Origin of the sequence: Paraclostridium sp., assembly GCF_051657365.1 — a bacterium.
Taxonomy (GTDB): Bacteria; Bacillota; Clostridia; order Peptostreptococcales; family Peptostreptococcaceae; genus Paraclostridium.
The window spans coordinates 1-17,504 of record NZ_JBOFKN010000141.1; the positions used below are offsets into that span (position 1 = coordinate 1).

The 17,504-nt window shown below is 25.4% G+C and carries 18 protein-coding genes; 14 read left to right on the plus strand and 4 right to left on the minus strand.

The features are described 5' to 3' along the window. Positions 1-477 precede the first annotated feature (477 nt). On the minus strand, positions 478-885 hold the full coding sequence (locus ACRCYC_RS10145; RefSeq protein ID WP_438532402.1) for a hypothetical protein: 408 nt from the start codon (positions 883-885) through the stop codon (positions 478-480). A gap of 88 nt (positions 886-973) precedes the next feature. After that, complete coding sequence (locus tag ACRCYC_RS10150) at positions 974-3,313, minus strand: hypothetical protein (RefSeq protein ID WP_438532403.1); 2,340 nt, start codon at positions 3,311-3,313, stop codon at positions 974-976. Positions 3,314-4,494: 1,181 nt separating this feature from the next. Between ACRCYC_RS10150 and ACRCYC_RS10155 the strand changes: the two genes are divergently transcribed. The 13 genes from ACRCYC_RS10155 to ACRCYC_RS10215 all read left to right on the plus strand — a co-directional run bounded on the left by ACRCYC_RS10155 (position 4,495) and on the right by ACRCYC_RS10215 (position 13,922). Next, the gene (locus tag ACRCYC_RS10155) at positions 4,495-4,695 is read left to right on the plus strand and encodes a hypothetical protein (protein ID WP_438532404.1); all 201 of its coding nucleotides are present in this window, start codon (positions 4,495-4,497) and stop codon (positions 4,693-4,695) included. A 23-nt stretch (positions 4,696-4,718) separates the two neighbouring features. Then, positions 4,719-5,015, plus strand: coding sequence for a hypothetical protein (locus tag ACRCYC_RS10160; protein ID WP_438532405.1), 297 nt, complete (start codon positions 4,719-4,721; stop codon positions 5,013-5,015). Positions 5,016-5,172: 157 nt separating this feature from the next. Next, positions 5,173-6,741 carry a UvrD-helicase domain-containing protein gene (locus tag ACRCYC_RS10165; RefSeq protein WP_438532406.1) on the plus strand — a complete coding sequence of 523 codons (1,569 nt, stop codon included), beginning with the start codon at positions 5,173-5,175 and terminating at the stop codon, positions 6,739-6,741. Between the two features lie 1,156 nt (positions 6,742-7,897). Further along, complete coding sequence (locus tag ACRCYC_RS10170; protein ID WP_438532407.1) at positions 7,898-9,016, plus strand: replication initiation protein; 1,119 nt, start codon at positions 7,898-7,900, stop codon at positions 9,014-9,016. Then, entirely contained in the window at positions 9,009-9,191 is a 183-nt protein-coding gene (locus ACRCYC_RS10175) for a hypothetical protein (RefSeq protein ID WP_438532408.1), read from the plus strand. The genes ACRCYC_RS10170 and ACRCYC_RS10175 overlap by 8 nt, the downstream gene beginning before the upstream one ends. A gap of 462 nt (positions 9,192-9,653) precedes the next feature. Next, on the plus strand, positions 9,654-9,839 hold the full coding sequence (locus ACRCYC_RS10180; protein WP_438532409.1) for a hypothetical protein: 186 nt from the start codon (positions 9,654-9,656) through the stop codon (positions 9,837-9,839). Positions 9,840-10,022: 183 nt separating this feature from the next. Continuing rightward, positions 10,023-10,613 (plus strand): type III toxin-antitoxin system ToxN/AbiQ family toxin, encoded by a 591-nt coding sequence (locus ACRCYC_RS10185; protein WP_438532410.1) that lies wholly within the window; start codon positions 10,023-10,025, stop codon positions 10,611-10,613. Between the two features lie 109 nt (positions 10,614-10,722). Next, positions 10,723-10,983, plus strand: coding sequence for a hypothetical protein (locus ACRCYC_RS10190; RefSeq protein WP_438532411.1), 261 nt, complete (start codon positions 10,723-10,725; stop codon positions 10,981-10,983). Between the two features lie 331 nt (positions 10,984-11,314). Next, positions 11,315-11,554 carry a hypothetical protein gene (locus ACRCYC_RS10195; protein ID WP_438532412.1) on the plus strand — a complete coding sequence of 80 codons (240 nt, stop codon included), beginning with the start codon at positions 11,315-11,317 and terminating at the stop codon, positions 11,552-11,554. A 176-nt stretch (positions 11,555-11,730) separates the two neighbouring features. After that, positions 11,731-12,672, plus strand: a complete 942-nt coding sequence (locus ACRCYC_RS10200) for a hypothetical protein (protein WP_438619034.1) — start codon at positions 11,731-11,733, stop codon at positions 12,670-12,672. A 295-nt stretch (positions 12,673-12,967) separates the two neighbouring features. Continuing rightward, positions 12,968-13,204, plus strand: coding sequence for a hypothetical protein (locus tag ACRCYC_RS10205; protein WP_438532414.1), 237 nt, complete (start codon positions 12,968-12,970; stop codon positions 13,202-13,204). After that, entirely contained in the window at positions 13,188-13,409 is a 222-nt protein-coding gene (locus tag ACRCYC_RS10210; protein ID WP_438532415.1) for a hypothetical protein, read from the plus strand. Before ACRCYC_RS10205 ends, ACRCYC_RS10210 begins: the two co-directional genes overlap by 17 nt. A gap of 264 nt (positions 13,410-13,673) precedes the next feature. Continuing rightward, positions 13,674-13,922: a hypothetical protein gene (locus ACRCYC_RS10215; protein WP_438532416.1), complete on the plus strand. Its 249-nt coding sequence runs from the start codon at positions 13,674-13,676 to the stop codon at positions 13,920-13,922. A 1,077-nt stretch (positions 13,923-14,999) separates the two neighbouring features. Here the strand turns inward: ACRCYC_RS10215 and ACRCYC_RS10220 are convergent. After that, positions 15,000-15,122, minus strand: coding sequence for a hypothetical protein (locus ACRCYC_RS10220; RefSeq protein ID WP_438532418.1), 123 nt, complete (start codon positions 15,120-15,122; stop codon positions 15,000-15,002). 357 nt (positions 15,123-15,479) lie between these two features. On the opposite strand from ACRCYC_RS10220, the gene ACRCYC_RS10225 reads away from it, so the two are divergent. Continuing rightward, a complete protein-coding gene (locus tag ACRCYC_RS10225; protein ID WP_438532419.1) occupies positions 15,480-16,181 on the plus strand; it encodes a recombinase family protein in 702 nt (233 codons plus the stop codon). Positions 16,182-16,566: 385 nt separating this feature from the next. Here the strand turns inward: ACRCYC_RS10225 and ACRCYC_RS10230 are convergent. After that, positions 16,567-17,504 (minus strand): TRADD-N-associated membrane domain-containing protein (locus ACRCYC_RS10230; RefSeq protein WP_438532420.1); only part of this gene is annotated, 938 nt, incomplete at its 5' end.

Here is a 17,504-nt window from a genome sequence, read left to right on the forward strand (position 1 = left end):
CTCCTCTTAATATTTATTATTAATAAGACATGAGAAATCATATAATTTTCTTATATATAATGAGTAAAATTTTTATATTACTATTTTTATATTTGAATTTAATAATTTGAACTCAGTTTTTATAACATTTCATTATATCACTTACATCTTTAATTTTCAAAAATGTAAATACAAAAATATCCTCAATAAACTAAAATATTTTTTTAGACTATTAAAAAAATATAAGGAAATTAAAGAAATTTTGGAAAATGGAGGGAAACTCTAAATTAGAAAAAGTATAACTTTATTGACTACTTAAAATAAAAAAACTGCTATCTAATGAGTAGACGTTGATTTTATTGAGAAAAATGCAAATTTACTACTAAGGTTTGTATTTCTTTAATCGCAATTATCATCATTGAAAAATTAATGAGGGGTATTAGTCTTTATTTTTTAATTTTTATTTGAAAAGAGCCGACAAAAATCGACTCTTTTTCTTTAAATAAAATCATTCTCTGAAAGACCTATTGATATTGAAACCGAATCATCATAGTCTTCTCCTGCACCTTTATTTTCTTCTGAAAATAGTGAGTTATAAGTTTTATGTAAATCTTTATATAATTTATATAAAATATCATCTTTTAATGGTAAATTGTAAGAAATACCTTTATCATCATACTCAACCATTTTTTCATCCTGTTTCATTACATTAGAGCTAGAAAGTATTTTTTTGTTATTTTTAGGATAAGGGAATATTACTTTATCGTTATATCCAGAAAAGACAATATAATCGATTCCCATTATAGTTGTTGTTGAAACTTCCCAATTGTTAACTTTTTTAAAAAAATTAAAAAGTTTTTCAATATCATTAAACTGAATCACTAATTTTCTAAAATTTTTACTCAATATCCTCACTTCCTTTAAATTTATTTTGTTATTTAATAATACCTTTAAAGCTAAATAATAGTCAATATATAAAAAATATATGTGTAATTTAAACCTCAGCTAAAGCTATTTCTAACTTTGGAATAATGTGTTCTACTACTTTTGAAGCTATGGACTTATAGTCTATTTCTTGGGTTCCATTTACATTAATATGATCTATAACTTTTTCAATATTTAAAATAAGTTTATTTTGTGATTTTTGTTTGTTGTTATTAATTGTAGAACTATGATTGTTGTTAATTGTGCTATTATAAGCTTTACTTTCTTCAGCTGTTAAAACTCTTTCGCCCTTATGAAGTTCAGCTACATATCCATCAAAAGGAACATAAGGTAACCCTGTCTTGTGGCTTCCATCTTTTTTCTGATTTTGTTTTTCTCCTATTATGGAATTAACTATTTTAGTTGTTGGAGTACTTGTTGCTTGTGTTTTATCTAATTCCACTGGTGTTTTTATAACTCCTGTAACAGTCGTAGTTTTATTAATATCCTCTTCTCCTTTAAACTTTTTATACCATTCATAAAGTTTTTGGATTCCAGTAGTCAATTGTCCAACAGGAGTTAAATATTGAATTATAAACTTTGCAGCTCTTCCAAAAGGGTTATTTTCCATAGCGGACCATAATCCATATGCTTTTTCTTTAAGAGTATCCCAATTTTTATAAAGTAAATATCCTACTCCAATCGCAGCTGTTATTCCTCCTAGAACAAATCCAATTGGATTGGATCTATAAGCTACACTTAAACCTTGTTGAGCTAAAGTTAATAGATTTGTAACTACTGTTTGACCTTGTTGTACTTTTGATAAAGTTTCTGTAGCCTTTGCATAGCCTTTAATAACTGCTCCAACTCCTTTATATACTCCATAGCTACTCCCCATTACTCCTAGAGCCTGTGTTACGTTTATTATTGCGTCTGCATTATTAGTTAAAAATTTAAGAGTTTCTGCTCCTGTATCAAGGTATTTTAATTGTAATGGCATTAATTTTTCACCTAACATATTCTGAAATTTTTCAACTTCATTATTCAGTACTCTTCTTTTTCCAACTTCTGTATTTAAGCTTATAACAGTATTTCCTATAGCATCTTTACTCTGATTTTGGATAGTTCTCAATCTGATCATAATTTTTGTAGTTTCTTCCATTTTTGAGGAATATTGTTTATATCCCATTGTTTCAGCAGTTTTATTAAGTTCTTTTTCAGTAAGTGCAGCTCCCAAAGTTTTTGCTGCTTCGGACTCTCCCATTAGCGCAGACTGCATTGTCTTATGTACATCAATACCTTTAGAGGACAAATTATTAAAAGAATCTAAGTCATTTGATAACATTAGAATATCTTTAGATAAATCTTTAGATAATTTTCTATCCATTCCAAATCCTGTAAACAAATTTTGAATATTACCCATGGCTTCTTTTGTTTTTAATTCTGACATTCCTAATACATTAGAATAATTCTTCGCCCACTTATTAGCTTCTTTACTATGTTCACCATATACAATATTAAATTTATCTTGCGTTTCAATCATACTTGAATTAATATCAATACTTTTTTTACCTAGACTAATAATCTCTCTTATTCCAACGGCTGCACCAACATAACCTAACATTTTAGCACCCAATATTCCAAATGAATTCCCATTTCTATTGGCACTATTTGATAATGTATTAATATTATTATTTGTTTGCCTTAATTTGTTGTTTAAATAGCCTAATCTATTTGTCATATCATTATGGTTTAATGTTGCTTGAGTAATTTTTTTTCTATGAATTTCTAAATCTTTATTTACTATCCCAGTGTTTTGAGATAATTTAGAGTATTCATCGGTTAAATATTTTATATTATTTTCAGATGTTTTTACAAAACCATTTAAAATATTTATATTGGTTTTTAAAGCTAATAAATCTGCACTTGTGCCTTTTGATGATGTACCTATATGAGTAAATCCTCTTGCTAATTCAAAACTTTTTTGATTTAACAAATCTATATTTTGCATTTTAAAAGATTCGTTTACTCCTAAATTTTCTTTTCTTAATTCTTTTAATTTATTTTTATTATTTTCAAGCTTTTCTCCCATTAGTTGATGTGCTAAACTTGCTTCATTTATTTTTTTTCTATGATCTTCTAATTTTTCACTAGAAACACCAGTTTCTTTTGATAACAGATACCATTCTTCGCTAGCTTTTTTTAATTCTTTTCCAGTTAAAGAATATAAGCTCTCTAGCTCTCTAACTTTTGTATTTTGCTTAGAAAAAGCTTCTGTGATAGTATTTACGCCTGTTATTGCATAAGTCATTGAATTATTAAGATTATTTGTGGTAGAAATTAATCTTTTAAAATTTTTCTCGGTTTCTGAAGTATCAACTTGAAACCTAACTCCTACTAATTCATTCATTTGTACACCTCCGTACCTCTATTTTTTAATATTTGCTCTTAACAATCACAAAAAATAAAAAGAAGAAAGGGTTTAATTTCCTTTCTTTTTCAGTTCCCATGTATCTAATTTTTCTAATTGTTAATTAGATTATAAACTTTTATTTTTTAAAAAACAACTCTAAAAAAACATTATATTTCTATTAGATTTTCTTAAACCTTTAGATAAAATTGATTTTTTCAAAAAAAATAGTATACTGTGTAAAATCCTTTTTAATGTGATTGGTTATATTAAGTTAAAACTTCATCACAAAACATTAAAAGGTTTTAAAATAAGGCTTAAAAATAGATTCTAATGTGATTGGTTGTAAAAACAACTTCATCAAAAATAGTTAGAATCTACAAAAAAAATAAATGTGAAAAAAGTAATACGGTTTTTTGAAGTCAAACCCTTGAATTTATTGGGTTAGTTTGAAAAAATTTGAAAAAAAGTAATACAGAAGTATATACAATATTTATTATTATATTAACTTAGAGGTGATTGGTTACAATATACCGTAACTTCATCGCAAATGGCTCTAGAAAATTAATAATATATTTGATGATTTCTTAAGGTGATTGGTTGTAATATACCACAACTTCATCGCAAATGGCTTAAAAATCATTAATCAAAAATATCTGTGAAAAAATGAATGTGGTTTTTTGAAATTAAACTATTGATTTTGTTGACTTAGTTTAAATATTTTTTGAAAAAACGAATACAGAAGTATATACAATAATTTATATTTATACAATAGTTTATATTTTAATTGATTAATACTCTATAAAAACCAGATTGTTAAGACTCATTATAATCTATAAAAAATAATATAGAAAAAATGAATGTGGTTTTTTGAGATTAAACTATTGAATTTATTGAGCTAGTTTGAAGATTTTGTGAAAAAATGAATACAGAAGTATATACAAGAATTTATATTAACTTAGAATTATTTATTTGAATAAATTTTTAAGTAATTAAAATTATTTTTTATTTATTAAAAAATATATTAAAATATATCTCGACTATCTGAGTAGGAGGATAGACCTTACTTGTTACAGGGTAGGAACCCACATAGGGGCTTTAAATATACTATGTTTTTGTTGAGGGAAAACAACTTAAAAGTGTCCCACTGTAAACAACTTTTTATTTTAGCGAGGTGCTTTATGAAACCTAGAAAAGATATTAGAATTTTAAATTTAATGATACATAAATCGGGTTCTGGGAGTTTGAGTTCAAGATTGTGTATTCCTATGAGTTGGGCTAAACATATGGGTTTAAATATCGAAAATAAACAAGTTGAGGTTAGTTTTGATTATGAGTTAAAAGAAATTAAAATTAAAAAATTACAAAAACAAAAATTATAATAGCTGAATTTAGGAGGGATCAATTGAAAAAAATTTGTCCTAGTTGTAATAAAGTTTATAAATATGGCGAAGTATGCCCTAATAATTGCTACAGTGTTTATAGAATAAAAAAAAAGATTGAAATAAAAAAAGATATTCTAATTATTTTAGATTCTGAAAATTTGCGTGAGTTAGGTCGATATAAATTTGAATTATTATGTTATAATGAATTATCTAAGAGTGTTGACGTTCAAGTTGATGAAGAAAATAAAAATGTCTTTATTTTTGATAATAATGACTCTCAAAAATTTATTCAATATAAATTATTAGAAAAACTATAATTTAAAATATTAGACTGGGATAAAGTTCCCAGTTTTTTTATTTTTTTTAAAAGTTTCTTAGTTTGAAAATATGTTTAGTGTATAATTATTTTATAAAAACTATATTTTTACTACGTCTTAAAGCTTAGAATAAATATAATAATTTAAAGGAGTTTATATGATATTTACACAGGAACAAGAGCTTATTTTTAATGCTAATGATGATATTATGCTTATTGAAGCCGTTGCGGGAAGTGGTAAAACTACTACCCTTTTTGAATACATTAAAAGACATCCTAAAGAAAAGTTTCTTTATCTTGTTTTTAACAAGAAAATGAAAGAGGATGCCCACGAAAAGAAAATGAAATTAAATATTCCTAATGTTGAAGTTTCTACTATTCACTCTTTTTGTCTTAGAAATAGAATTACACCTTTGAAAAATAAGGAAATTAAAAACATTAGTGTCCATGAAATAGCTCAAAAACTTAATTTAAAAATAGATATTGTTAAAGAATATATCAGTATTTATAATCTTTTTTTAAACTCTGAATATCTTGCCACAGATTTAGATCAATTTATTGAATCTTATTTGCAAGAGCTATTAATTAGCATTAACAATGTTTCTACAAAAGAGGTTAAAGATGAAATCCCCGAAAATCTTCAAAGAGGTATTAAAAAGTTTATTATTACAGTCTTAAAAGGAATGGCTAGCGGTAATATCAGTAGAAATTTTGATTTTATTCTAAAAGATTTTCATTGTTATGCCCCTACAATCAATAAATACAACACTATTCTTATTGATGAGGCACAAGACATTAACCCTGTTATGTTTGAAATTATTCAAACTAAATTCCCTAACTCTAAAAAAATATTTGTTGGGGATAGTTTCCAACAAATTTATATGTGGAGAGGTGCTATAAATTCACTTAATAAAGTCAATGGAACTAAGTATTCTTTGACTAACTCCTTTAGAATTGGAAAAGGCATTGAAAACATAGTTAAAAACTTTTACAAAGAAAATAATGTATCCATTGAATTAACTGGGACAAACAACAAAAACGTTATCGTTCCAAACGTTAATCAAAATGAAAAATTCACTTTTTTAGCTAGAGCAAACTCAACTTTAATTTTATTTGCTTTAGAGAATTTACATAAAAAAATACACATACCCGAAAATATTAAATTTGATATTTTAATGGATGTTTACAAGTTTTGGGCTTTTTCTGATAAAAATAAAAATCAATCTCTTATGCCTTATAAAAACTTTAAAGAACTCAAAGAAGATAACGACAAAGGTATCATTTTTGATAATGAGTTATCATTGTCTATAATGCTTGTAGATAAGTATGAGGATGATATTCCAGAAATCATTGATAACCTAAAAGATGTAGCGGTTAAAGATATGAAAAATGCTGATATTATTCTTATGACTGCTCACTCTACTAAAGGGCTTGAATTTGAAAAAGTGGTTGTTGCTGATGATTTTATTTCTATGGAAAAAATCAATGAAAAAAGAGAACGATTAGAACTTGAAATTAAGGCAACTAAATCTATAAAAAGAAAAAAAAGGCTTAAAAAAATGCTTGAAAAAATGTTAGAAAGTATTCAAGAAGAATTTAATGTAAAATATGTTGCTTATACTAGAAGTTTTGGAGAGATAGAGCTTGATTATCCTTTGGATGTACAGGAAAGTAAAGTTGATTTTTCTCTTTCGTTTGGTAGCTTTTTAAACTTAGAAGATGAGTAATTTTACACTGGGATATAATTCCTAGTGTTTTTAATTTTCTCTACTTGCCAAAGTCCAGTTTTACTGGGTTTCTTAAATGCAATTTGAGAAACTCCTAATCGTGAACTTTTAGTTTTTATTTGTTTCCTCTCCTACTGGAAAAACATTTTTATACAAATTTTTATTTTACTTTTGGTTGTATATCAGAAATTTTTATTAAGCAAAAATTTAAGGATTTTAGATTTAATTTTAGAGTCTAAAAACTATTAAATTTAAAAATATGTGATTTTAATTAGATACACCCCATTAAAAAATCAATTTAAAAGCTCTTATTCTGTCCAAAAAACAATTTTAAACAGTTTAAGCATAAAATATTCGTGTTAAGTTTTACACCTATATTAAAATCAATTTTACAAAGAATTACATTTTATATATCTTGCTATATTTCACAAAATTGATTTAAAGGTGTGTTTTGTTCTTAAGTGCATATTTTATCTAAAAAGTTTTCCAAAAGCTTATTTGATACCATAGAATTGATTTAAACATATTTTTAAACATGGGTTTAAAGATACACGTCTCCTCGTTTTTCATATTCTTGAAAAACTGACGTGAAAAGATTTAAAAGGCACGTTTAGCGGTTCGTGAAATTTATTCAATTTCAAACCTCTACGTCAAAATTTATTTTGTAACTGTTGCCAGTATTTTATTTTGGATTTAGAAAATTAGTTTAGAATATTTTTAGTAAATTTATTTTGGTTAATTGGAATTACTAGAAATATTTTTTTATATTTTGGTTTGGATCGTTTGCTAAATCCTTTTTGAAAAAATTTAATATCTAAACATAACTTATTGACTATTTAAAAAATTAGTTTTTTGACTTTGATTTTTTCAATAGTAACTTTAAGATTTTCCCTTTTAAATATATTTTAAATATTTTAAATACTTTTAGGGGTACTCAATTTCAGCAAGTAGAGAGAAAGTTCAGAGGGCAAAGGGTAACTCAATGTAACAAAAGGGTAACTCAATGTAACAAAAGAGTAACTCAATGTAACAATTAGAGTAACCTAATGTAACAAAAGAGTAACTATAAATCTTGACAGTTACCTTTCCAGTGATGTATATTGTGTTTATAAGAATAAATCTATCGAAAAGTAACTCAATGTAACAAGGGGGGAAAATGGAAATAGTTAAATATCATAACGATATAAATAAATTAAAAATTGGGAATTTTACAGAATTGGAAATTGATATTTTTTTTAGTTTATTGTTAAAAGCTAGAGATGAAAAAGAAAATAAGATGATATTAGAATTTGGTGAGTTTAAAAGTCTTATTGATGTAAAAAATAGAAGTGAAGCAAGATTAATAAAGAATATAAGAGGACTTAATTTAAAGTTAAAATCTTTAGTTCAAGAGGTTCAAGACATTAATGGCGATTATGTAGCTTTTAGTTTATTTGGGGATATAGTAACAAGTCCTACAAGAAAGGTTGTAGAGATTGAGATTAACCCAAGATTTAAACACTTGATAAAAGAAATAATGGGAGAATTTACATTTTTTGAGCTAAAAGAATTAGTTGAATTAAGAGGAGGATATTCCAAAACATTATTTAGGTTACTAAAACAATGGGAAAGTACAGGAGAATATATTGTAAAAATTAATGATTTTAGGGAAATAATGGGGATTCCTAATACTTATTTAATGAAAAATATTAGACAAAAGATTTTTAAACCTTGTTTAGAAGAGTTAGGAAAAAGTTTTGATAAATTAGAACTAACAGAGTTAAAAAAAGGGCGTAATGTAGAAACTTTAGTATTTACATGGAAAAGTAAAAAAGAAAAGAAAAAAGATAATATTATAGATATTCAACCAGTAAAGAAAAAAAAGGCAACACTTGGAGAAAAAGAACTACAAGAGCATGAAAGAGAGCAACTTGAAAATACGATTCAAGAGTTAGAAAAAAATAAAACAGTAAAAAATATTCCAAGTGATCCAATTGTAAAATTAAAAAAAATATCTAAAAAAGACTATGAAAATTTATATAAAGACTATTTAGAACGGTTAGGAGAAAAACATAATATTTACATGAGAAAATCCTTTGACTTTATAAATAAGGCTAAATATGAGGTTATAGAAGATATTTCAAAAGAGTATGTACAAACTAAAATATATACAACTGAAGATATTGACGAAAGTCTTTTAATTTCTAAAACTGGAAAAAAACTTGTAGGAATGGCAAGACAACATAAAATTAAAAAGCTATTGGAAGAAATGAACAAAGGGGCAATTAATGTATAAAGTTGAACTATCAGAAAATGAAACCATACTAAAATCTAAAGAGCTAAAAGATTATGAAAGTGCTTTTAATTGTTTGAATGGTTTGATTAAGTATTTAGGAGAAAATAGAAAAATAGTTATTTATGAAAAAAAAGCAAATAAATGGGTGAAGTTTGGAGAGTGGAAACTTCAATAAAAATTAATTGAAAATATCTAGTTTTGATACTGGATATTTTTTTATTTTACAAGTATCTAAAAAATAGTTAATTATTTTGTGTAGGTATACTCAAAATAAGATTTTAAATAAAAATAGGTGTAAATACTAAAGGGAAATTTAAAAGGCTTTAAAAGGTAAATAATAGCTTTAAATGATTTTAACCCTTTGGGTGTCCTTTTAAAAAAATTTTAAAAGGCACGCTTACGCATTTCTCAAAAATGAGAATTGCAGCGTGAAAAACATAAACTTTATTTTGAATCATAAAAAATAAAAGTAGTCCTTTTGAAAAAATCAAAAGGCACGCTTACCAGTTTCTCAAAAAATGAGAAATTGGGCGAACAAGGTAGGATAAATTTAAAACTCTATTTTTTACAAAAATAAACTTTCAAATTTATCCTGGATTCCAATATACTTTATATAAAAAATATTGGAGGTATTTTCATGGAAGAGAAATTATATTCGGATATTGTAGTTAAAAAAATAGATTTGTTATATAGAAAAATAAAATCAAGAAAGGAAAAAGAAGAAAATACAAAAATATACAGAAGATTAACATTAAAAATCAAGAAAATAATTGATTTCTATTTTCTAAAGATGTATAATAATAGAAAATATAGGAAACTATAACCTAGTTCAAAAATGATAGTTTGAGTTTAATTTTTAGGAATACCCCAGCCTTTAAGAGGGAACGAAAAAACTAGGAATACCCCAGCCTTTAAGAGGGAACGAAAAAACTAGGAATACTCTCAGCCTTAAGAGGAGTAAAAAAAGTGGGAAAAGCTCCCACTTTATTTTTTTAGGGAGGGTATTGTGGAGGAATTAAAATTTTATAGGGTTAGAAATGAACTTATAAATTACTATAGAAAAATTGATAGTAAAGTATTGCTTAATTATGGGGGAACAAGAGCTTATATTGGAGTACTTTTAGAAATATCTAAATTTAAATATATAATTCCATTGAGTTCTCCAAAAGAAAATGACTATAATCCATTAACTGGTGAATTAAAAAAGAGTACTTTTACTATTTTGAGATTAGAAGATTTTGAAACATTAGAAGAAAAAGTTGAGTATACAAAAAGTATTATAAGTTTGACACCAGAAGAAAAATTAAAAGATCATATTGATAGAAAGAGTTTAGGAAAAATATTTTTATCCAATATGATACCAGTTACTGATGAAGATATAGAGTATATTGATATTAAACTTGAAGAGAAGAAATACGGAAACCTTTTAAATAAACAATATAACCAAATTAAAAAGTTACATAAAAGATTAGTTACAAACTCTAAAGTAATTTATCAAAATAAAATATCTCCAGTACCAAATCCAAAATTAGGGTATTTAAATTCTTGTTGTGATTTTATAAGTTTAGAAATTAGTAGAGATAATTTTAAATATTAAAGTTAAGAGAACTCATAAAAATGGGTTCTTTTTTATTGACAAGCATTGAGTAATGAGATATATAATAAGATCGTGAAACAATCACAAATATTAAAATTTAGGGGGAATAATGAAAACATTAAAAGAAGTTTTAAGTTTATTGCCGATTGAAGGACGGAAAGAAATTTTAGAAGGTATTTTAGGAGAATTGCAAAATATATTATTAGGAGAGCTACCAAATATATCGAAAGAGCAAAAAGATAAATTAATTAAATTGAATGAACTTGAAAAAGATGAGTTAAAAAAATTTTTTAAAAATAAGCTATTTTTGTTAGAAATAGATGATGAAGATTTAGAAAAGCTAAAAAAAGTGTATCATAAAGCTGATTAATTTCAGCTTTTTTTTATTGCTTGGAGTTGGAAAAGTAGGAACTTTTATTAATTCCAGTTCCATCTTCGGAAGAAAAAACCTATAATAATAAAAAATATGAAAAAAATTGTTTCTTTAATCCACTAGGGTGGTGGTAGGCTTTGTGAATGAATTATTATTTTTACAAAAAATGTATTTGTAAAAGTAAGAAATCAAAAAAATTTTTATAAGTATAAAGTTAGTAAAATCAACGGTATTAATATACTATTAAAAATAAAATATAAAAAAATAATTGACTTAAAGACTTACAGGCTGTATAATTCAATTAACCTCAAAACAAGGGGGTGAAAATTTGGAAGAAAAAAAGAGAACTCAAAAAAAACAAATAGTAAAAGAAACTAGAGATGTAAGTGTAACATTAGGAACTGGCGGAACTGGCGGAGTAACACCTCGTATATTTTTACCATATTCATGGTTAAAACATATGGGAGTTGAAACTGACGATAGAACAATGGAAATAACTTATAGTCCTAGAACAAAAAAAATTACTATCAGAAAAAAGAGTTCAGAAGAATCAACAGAAAAGGAATAAAAAAAAGGCTACTACTGCAAATAGTAACCTTTTGGATTGACTTTATCTTTTGCTTTATAACAAAAAGATAAACTCTCAACTGGTAATTGAAGTTTATCATATTTTTGTTACAAAAACAAGGGTATTTAAAAGTCAATCCTTTCCCCTTTTATGAAAATAGGAGAGGGGCGAGGACTTTGGAAAAAGAATACTTAAAAAGTACAACCCAAAATCGTAAAAATAAAAAGGATTTTGCGACAATAGATACTGAAACTTTAGAAATATTAACCCCTATGACTAGGGAAGATATAGAAAAAAATAGTTATTCAGTAATTACAATTAATTCATATAAAGATAATTTATACAGAATAAAAGTTAATATTCATAATTCTAATAGTGATAGAGAGCCTTATAAAGACTTAAAAAGCTATATAAAGGCTAAGAGGGGTATAATGGAGAGGGTGCAAGTAGTAGACTTTAAAAATAAAAGATTAGACTTGTGTATTGATAGTATGAGAGAGTTTGAGAAAAGTAAAAAGCTATCAAATATAATTGTCGGACTTTTAGGGATAGAGCTTAACGAAAAAGAGGTAATAAGAACTGAAAATCTTTATGATTTAAATACTAGAAGTTATATGATAAAGAATAGGGAAATAGATGTTTGTATTTACGATAAAAAAGCCTTAGAGGAAGATTACCCCTATAATACACGAATAGAATTAAAAGTAAAAAGGATTCCAAAGGGAGTTAATGAACTGGAAATAATAAAAGCTATTGAATTAAAGCTGAAAAATAGTTTAAATCACTTTGAGGAACTGGAAAATCTTTATATAAAATTAATCTGTGATAGAATAACAAAAGCGATAAGAGAAAATAAATATTCACATTTTAAAGCCTTTGTACACTATAACGGCGATTTATTTTTGACTAAAAAAATTTTTGATGGTGTCTTTTCCTTTGTAGGCTTGAAAGATTCTAAAACATGGCTTAAAAGATATAGGCAAGAAAGTTCTTTAGAATTTGAAAGTAAAGAGAGTTTAACCAAACAACATAAAATCATATCAAAAGCCGTTTTGGGATTTAGAGGTAAAGAAAGAGATTGGGATAAGATAGATAGAGAACGTGGAAAAAAGAAATAAAAGTTCCACAAAAAAAGAGGGAAAAGGGGGGCAACTAAGCCCCCTTTTAGTCAAAAAAGTGTGGAAAAACAAAAGCTATAAATCTATATAAAATAAGGGCTTAAATGGTGTTTTGTATATTTTTTCATGTCCATTGAAAGAGTTAAAACCTAAGAGTCTAAAAAAGCTAAGATTTATAAAAATCTAAAGAGTTTTAATTGTAAATAAAATAGATCTTCAAAATAGGAGAAAGAAAGGGAAGTCTTAAAGAAAATCTTTAGGACTTTTTATATTACCTAGAAAAGAGGTTAGAAATATGGAAAAAATAAAAAATTTACCAGTAGGGGCAACCTTTGAATATGAGGGGAAAACCTACAAGGTATTAAATGGATATTGGTGTAGTGGAACAGCTGATAAAAAGATGTGTGATTTCTTTGAAAGAGATTGTCAAAGAATGATAAAGCAAGGAATTATACCCCAGTGTTACATGAAAGACAGAAAAGATAATACGATGGTATATTATAGAGAGGTTAAGGATGAACAGAGTCAATAAAGTTACTTCATGTCTAAATATATCTAAATATTTGATTATTTGGCAAGGTAAAAGAGATGGTGTTTTAGAATTTAAAAAGATTGAAACCAAAGAAGAAAAAGAAAAATACATTCTAGAACTAACAACGGAACAAGATTTAATAAGTTATATCATAGTAAAAGAATTAAGAAATAATAAAAATATAAAAGTTGATGTAATTTTCTAAATGATGAAAATATATGTTGATTATATCCAGTTATTTAGAATATTGTTATTAATATTTTTGATACTGGCACTATTAAATATAAAATAAATAATAGGGGAAAGGTACTTTTTGAGTAGTACCTTTTTTTATTCCTAAAATTAAAATTTAGGAGTGTGAAACAATGAGCTATAAAGAGCTAAATAAGTTAATAGAATTAGTTGGAAATAAGACTTTAAAGCAATTAAAAGCAGAGGAAATAGCAAGAGCTAAGGAGTTGAGTAAATAATGGTAGAACAAGATATTTATGATTTTCTTAGTAAAGCATATGATTGTGATTTGATAAAAGATAAAGTAAGTGAAAATGATAAAAAAATGAGAGAGTTATTAATTCAAATAGAAGAGTTGACTTGTAAAAGTGAAATAGGAAAAAGAATATTTATGGACTTTGAAAATGTTTTAAATCAATTATTGGAAGAATCAAAAAAGCAGTATTTTGAATACGGTAGATTGCTTCCAAATGCCAGTGTTTTTTAAACAAGATTTTAAACAAACACGAAGAACACATTTTGATTAATTAAAGTCGTTAGTCCAATAGCTTATAAATATAATAAAATCAATAGTTAGATGAAGAAAATAGAAAGAGACATATTTATGCTATATTATGTCTAATATTCATGATTAAATCGTGAGTACTAAACTTTAGAGTTTAAACAGTAGAGTAATATTAGGATTGTTAATATAAAGAGTTAAACAGTTGTTTAATAAAATGACTATAACCGTTTAGTCGTTTGTTTAACGATTAAAACAGCTTTAGCGATTTTTAGACTTAAATAATATAGTTTATTCTAACTTGATCATATTTATTTTGTAATAGCTAAAAAATTTTATGGAGGGATTAATTTGAAAAAATGCAGAGAATGTGAAAAAGTTCAAATATTACCAAGAAGAGAAAAACTTTCAAAATTAAAAATAAAAGTAGATAATAAATTGGAGTTAAGCATATAAAAAAGAGAACATTAAGTTAAAATATGAAAGTTTGTTAAAAATGAATATATTGAAATAGAGCCTTTGTGGCTCTTTTATTTTAAACAAAAAAATAAGGGCATAGACTAACCCTTATTTTAACGAATAAATGTACATAGGTATAACTATGATTAAGGGTATTGTATAAAAGCTAAAGATAAAAAGCAATAAAAAAATAAAAAAGGCTTAAATATTGATATAAGAGCCTTTAAGCGGGAGGAAAATATATATTTGATATAATATGACTGTTGGCACTTCCTTATTTAGATGTTTTATTGAAATTAATGTAAAAAAATGTTATTATTTAGATATAATAGCAATTTGCTAGTTTATCAGATAGTTTTGGGGTTGTCATAGCTTCTCTTCTTTTTCAGATTGATATGAGTTTCATACTTTGTTTGGACTGTGGATATTTTGAGGGGACGGTGGTTTTGATGATAGACTTAATGTTAAAGTGGAGTGTAGGTATATGTGCTGTCAAGTGAAGAGTTCGACACGACCAACCCAGGATATCTGTTTTAAATAGACTTGCACAGTAAGTTCGAATCTTACACTCTTCACCAATAATGAAGCCTAAAGAGGGTCTTTTTAGACTCTCTTTTTTGTTTTTAGTATTAAAACTTCTATAAGTTGATATACCAATGTATCTATATCTATTGGTAACTCTAACCAATAGCTTAAAAAACAAAGTAATATTTTAATTGAAATCATACAACCTCCTAGGATAAATTTAGTCTTTATAAAGATAAATTGATTTTTATTTTAAAAATTTATCTTTGTAAGAATAAAGATGTCTCTTGGTAGGGCGTTTTAAAATATTGTGAAACGTTAACTCTTTTAATTTAAATTTAATGGAGGTAACGACATGATAATTATTAATGTTTTTAATAACTGTACTTTTAATGGGAATGTATTTGTAGGATTAAGTGTGATTGTCATAATATTTTTAGTATTAAAAATGAGGTATGTAAAAAAGTATTAAAAAGTATTGACTTAAAGTGGAAATAACTATATAATTAAAGTATTAAAAATAACGAACGCTTATTTTAATATTATAAGGGGTGAAAAATGAATAAAATTTATGGTTATTGTAGAATATCAACTAAAACTCAAAGTATAACTAGACAAATTGAAAATATATTAAAAGAGTATCCAAATGCAAAAATATACCAGGAACAATTTACAGGAACAACAACAGACAGAAAAGAGTGGAATAAACTTAAAAAAAATTTAAAAACAAATGATACAATTATATTTGATTCAGTTAGTAGAATGAGTAGAAACGCTGAGGAAGGTATAAATGAGTATATGGATTTATTGGAAACAGGAATAAATCTTATTTTTTTAAAAGAGGGGTATATAAATACAGAAGTATACCAAGAACAATTAAAAACAAACGATAACATTCAAACAGATGATATAGACCTTAATGAAACAATTATGAGAGGTATAAGAGAATATTTAAAAAGATTGGCTACTAGACAAATAAGAATCGCATTTGAACAATCAGAAAAAGAAGTCAAAGACTTGCAACAAAGAACAAAAGAGGGAATGGCAGTAGCTAAAGCAAAAGGTAGTAAAATTGGAAGAGAAAAAGGACTTACTTTTGAAACTAAAAAATCAAAGGAAATGAAAGAAAAAATTCAAAAATTATCTAAAGACTTCAATGGAACTTTAAAAGATACGGAATTAATGGAACTTTTAAAAATTGCTAGAAACTCATATTATAAATATAAAAAAGAAATTTCTTTAGAGAGAGGCGAATTATGAAAAATATAGACTATAATTATTTTCCTTTTGGGGATATTCCGAGTGATCCAGTAGAAAAAAATGGAGAAAAAACAGAAAATACAAAAAAAGATTAAAAAAATCTTAAGGAAAAGAAAAAATTAAACAAGTTCTTAAACTAAGAAAAAAATGACGCTCTAATATCGATTTTAAAGCCTTTGAAAAAAGATTTTGATATAAATATACCCTTGTTTTATAAGGATAATAGCTATATAATGGAAATATCACAAAAAACAACTTTTAAAATTGAAATTAAGTACAAAAAAGAGAGGATTTTCTTTTCCTCTCTTTTTTTAAATAAAATTATGAGAAGTCTATTTTTTAACTAAAACTAGACTTTTGAGAACGAGTTGATAAATCAAAAATTTTACTTAGAATTTATTAATAATTTAGAAATTTCTATTTTCGCCTTGAATACCTCACTTGAAGGGTCTAAAGAATCAAGAATTCTTAGTGACATACCTACATTATTTATTTTATCCAATATTTCTATATTTTTATTTAATTGACTTATTGTTGTTTTATATAAAAATATAAAAGTTCCTCCAAAAAACTCAAGGATAATAGATCCAACAGCTATTAAGATAGATATATTTATTTGGGAACTAAAAAGTAAAAAAATAGACCAACATAAACCAATGAAACCAATTATTATAAAGGCGATACTAAAATAAAAAATAAGATCTGCTTTTTTTCTTGCTTGAGTTATATTTTCTCCAAGTTCTAATCGTCCCAATTCCCATATAGGCCCTATTTTTAATGGATTTTCTTTTTCTGCTAATTTGATTTCATTCTGTTTTTCTTCAAGTTTTTCTTTTATAACGTTTTCTTCTCTGTTGTTCTTTATTGAAATTAAAAGAAAAAAAGAGAAGAAAGAAATAAGTGTAAATTTAAATACGAATGGTGCACTTTTATCAATTTTCTCTCCAAAGTCTGTTCTATATTTTATTAAAGATTTTGTAATAAGAGATAGTTGATTATTGTTTATAATTTTTTTTACTTCATAATCTAGGGTATCTAAATTTTCATATTTTTTATTTTTTATAAATAATAATTCCCTTATTTCTTCATTTGTTGGAATATAAAACTCTTGAAGTTCGTAGTTTTTAGGATAAACATAGTTTATTTTTTGAGAAATTAAAGAATTAAAAGTACTATATTTATCAATTCCAATTTCATTTTGAATATTAAATATTAAATTTTCTTTAGAGTCATACTTTTGATTAATAAATTTCTGATTAATAATTGGAAATTCTTTTACATAAAAATTCAATTCATCGAATGAGTTTGAATTTAAAGTATATA